This is a genomic window from Xanthomonas sp. SHU 166, from assembly GCF_000364685.1.
Lineage (GTDB): Bacteria > Pseudomonadota > Gammaproteobacteria > Xanthomonadales > Xanthomonadaceae > Xanthomonas_A > Xanthomonas_A sontii.
Map to the genome: position 1 here is coordinate 1 of NZ_AQOJ01000363.1, position 3,334 is coordinate 3,334.

The 3,334-nt window shown below is 71.2% G+C and carries 2 protein-coding genes and 1 pseudogene; all 3 read right to left on the minus strand.

Features of this window, described 5'->3' with window-relative positions; genetic code table 11:
• Window positions 1-418 precede the first annotated feature (418 nt).
• Window positions 419-2,197 (minus strand): ExeM/NucH family extracellular endonuclease, encoded by a 1,779-nt coding sequence (locus tag D180_RS10365; protein ID WP_017912736.1) that lies wholly within the window; start codon window positions 2,195-2,197, stop codon window positions 419-421.
• A gap of 93 nt (window positions 2,198-2,290) precedes the next feature.
• Window positions 2,291-2,809: a c-type cytochrome gene (locus D180_RS10370; RefSeq protein ID WP_017915253.1), complete on the minus strand. Its 519-nt coding sequence runs from the start codon at window positions 2,807-2,809 to the stop codon at window positions 2,291-2,293.
• Between the two features lie 154 nt (window positions 2,810-2,963).
• Window positions 2,964-3,334, minus strand: a pseudogene (locus tag D180_RS10375) (TetR/AcrR family transcriptional regulator); the annotation flags it as partial.

The window sequence follows — 3,334 nt, forward strand, 5'->3', positions numbered from 1 at the left end:
TCCCCGGTCCATCCGCCGCTGCGGAAGGGAACCCGGTAAGTCAAAAGCCAAAGCAACGGCAACAGCAGAAACAACGGCAAATGCCAAAGCAACAGCAACAGCAACAGCAACAGCAACAAGGCTGTCGCCTTTCTTAGCGCGAGAACACCCCCATCTCACAGCTTCGGCCAGCACAAAGCCACATGTGCGACCAGCGCACAATGGACAGAAGCAACGTTCAAGAGATGGCAGTGAAGCGTAAGACCGGACACTCACTGCGACCGGCCTGAAACACAGCACATCTACTCACAACAGGCGGTCGTGCGCCTCGCGAAGGACGTGAGCCTCCAGCAGAAATGTCCCACACATCAAGGACAGGGAAAGGAGGGCCGGCGATCAGCTTTTCCGATTCCCCATTCCCGTCCCCCCATTCCCGGCACTACAGATCAAACCCCAGCAACAACGGATCGTGATCGGAACTGCGCCACGGGCCGGGCAGATCGCGCTCGCGGTAGCCGTCGCTGTCGGGCAGGTCGGCGTTGACGTGCCATTCGGCGGCGCCGCGCAACCGCGCTGCCAGCGCCGGACTCAGCAAGGCATGGTCCAGCCGGCCGCTGAGGCCGCGATAGACGAAGCTGTAGGGCTGCGCGACATGCGCCTCCTGCAACGCGTCGCGCCAGCCGGCGTCGCGCAGCAGGCGCAGCGGATCTTCCATCGCATAGGCGTTGAAATCGCCGAGCAGCACGCTGGCCGTGCTGCCAGTGCCGGTGGGGTCGCTGCGCAGCCACGCGTCCAGGCGCCGCGCCGACTCGGTGCGGGTCGCGTTCCAGCAACCCTGGCCGTCCCCGCGGTCGGCATCGGCGCCACTGGCTTCGCCGCACCCTTTCGACTTGAAGTGGTTGGCCACCACCACGAACGGCGCGCCGCTGCCGTGGCGGAAGGCCTGCGCCAGCGGCACCCGGCTGTGCTCGGCGAACGGCCCGCCTTCCAGCATCGCCGGCTTGCCGACCGGACTCACCCGCGAGGCGCGGTAGATCAGCCCGACCCGGATCGGGTTGTCGCCGGGGCCGCGCCCGGCGTCGACGAAGCGCCAGTCGCCGCCGCCTGCGTTGAGCGCGTCGACCAGGCTGGCGATCGCCGAGGTCGGGCCGTAGCCGTCGTTCTCCAGTTCCATCAGTGCGGCGACGTCGGCCTGCAGCGGGCGGACCGTCGCCACCAGCTTGCGCAGCTGCGCCTGGAACTCGGCCGGCGTGCGCGCGCCGCGCAGGGTCGGGAAACCGCCGCCACGGCCGTCGCCGTTGAAGAAGTTCTCCAGGTTGAAGGCGGCGATGCGCAAGGTGCCGTCGACCTGCGGCGGCGCCGGTTCCGGCGGCGGCGTCAGCTGCAGCGCGGCGATCGGGTACAGCCGCGCCACGCCATCGATCACCCCGCCGACGATGCCCTCCACGTCCTGGACCGTGCTGCCCGCGCGCGGCGGTGCAGCGGCGCTGCCCAGATAGTCCGGAAGTTTTGCCGTTGCCGTTGCCGTTGCCGTTGCCGATGTTGATGTCGGCGTCGGCGTCGGCGTCGGCGTCGGCGTCGGCGCACCGAGCGTGCCCAGGCGCAGCCCGCGCCGCGCGTTGTCGGCCACCACCGCCGCCTGCTCGGCGCTGCCGGGCGCGGCCACTTCGCTGGGCTGCCACAGGCGTCCGCCGAAGGCCACGCCCAGTTCGCCGGTCTTGCCCAGCGCATCGTTGTCGACCACGGTCAGCGGCGCGGCGATGCGCACGCGCATGCCGGCCAGCGCCGACCAGTCGGCCGGCGCCGCATCGAGCACCTGCAGCGGCAAGGGCTGCGCCCGTGCCAGCACGGTATGCCCCTGCTCCAGCACGCTGCGCCCGACGAAAGCCGTGCCGGCCTTGGCCGACGCGGCGGCCTGCGGCGCCAGTTCGCCCCACACCCGCACGCGATCGCCCGGAGCCAGGACGCGCTCGGCATCGCCGCGCACCAGCAGCGCGTCGGCGGTCAACGGATCGTCGTCGCCGGCATCCTGCACCAGGTAGCCGCTGCCGCCGGCTTCCACCCGCGCGGTGACCACGCCCTCGAACACCACGCCCTGCGCCTGCGGCCCCGGGCGCAACTGCCCGATCGGCAGCAGGGTCGGCGGCGTCAGCGCCTGCGCGGCGGGGGCTGCGACCAGCAGCAGCAACGACAACAACGATGGCGGCGGCATGCGCATGCGATCACTCTCCTTGTTTGCGCCGGCACGCGACGGGCGCGGAAACGAATGCGCCGCCCGAAGGCGGCGCAGTGGCGTGCGGGAGGCGCAAGGTTACTTCAGGTTGGCCAGCATCCAGTCCACGGTGGCGTGGATCTGCTCCTCGGTCAGCCCGGGATTGCCGCCCTTGGGCGGCATGATGCCGCCGTCGGGGCCGGTGTAGCCCTCGATGGCGTGCTTGTAGAGCGTCTCCTTGCCCTGCGCGATGCGCTTGTCCCAATGCGCGTGGTCCAGCGTCGGCGCCTTGCCCACGCCGGTGGTGTGGCAAGCGGTGCACAGGTTGTTGAAGATGGTCTTGCCGTCGGTGGTGCCGCCGTAGGCCGCCTGCGCCGAGGCCTTGGCCAGCGCCGCCGCCTGTGCCGCCGCTTGCGCCGCGGCACCGGTGCTGCCGGCGTAGACCGCGCCGACCGGGGCGATGCGCTCCTCGGTGCGCTTGAGCGCCACCGGCGACACCTCCGGCGGGATGGCCCGCTGCAGGTAATGCGCGAACACGATCAGGCCGAGGGTGATCAGCACCAGCAGGCCGATCACCATCGAGAAGCGCTTGAGAAATTCGAGGTCGTAATTCCGCACATCACACCCCTTTGGCACGTGGTAATCCGGACCACCGCTACGCGACCGAGTATAGCCAGCGTTTGCGCCGCGCGGCACGCCGGGAGCACACGGAATCGCAGGCGATGCGTGCTGCATCGCAGCAGTTCGGCGCAGGCGGCGCGCCCGGTCGCGCTCAGGCGCTGCCCACCGCGCGCAGGCAGAACCCGCACACGGCCTCGACCAGGCGCTCGCTGTCGCGCGGGCCGTCGCGGCTGGGCGCGGTCGGGCCGACCAGCGCCTCTGTGTAGGCGCCGACCAGGCACGCCGCGGCCGCCTCCAGGTCCTGCGCGGGGAACTCGCCCGCGGCCACGCCCTCGGCCAGGATGCCCTTGAACACGTCGCCGAGCAGGCGCCGGCAGCGGATGCGCTCGGCGTCCACCTCCGGCTCCACCGGCTCGGCGATGAAGGCATAGGCCAGCCCGGGGCCGGCCAGGGCGCGGCGCACGAACGAGGCGATGGCGTCGCGCAGGCGCTGCGCGGCCGGGGCCGGTGCGGCGGCGGTGG

Bases quoted from the DNA above. Each gene is read 5' to 3' on its own strand.
- D180_RS10365 (WP_017912736.1), bottom strand. From the start codon at position 2,197: ATGCGCATGCCGCCGCCATCGTTGTTGTCGTTGCTGCTGCTGGTCGCA.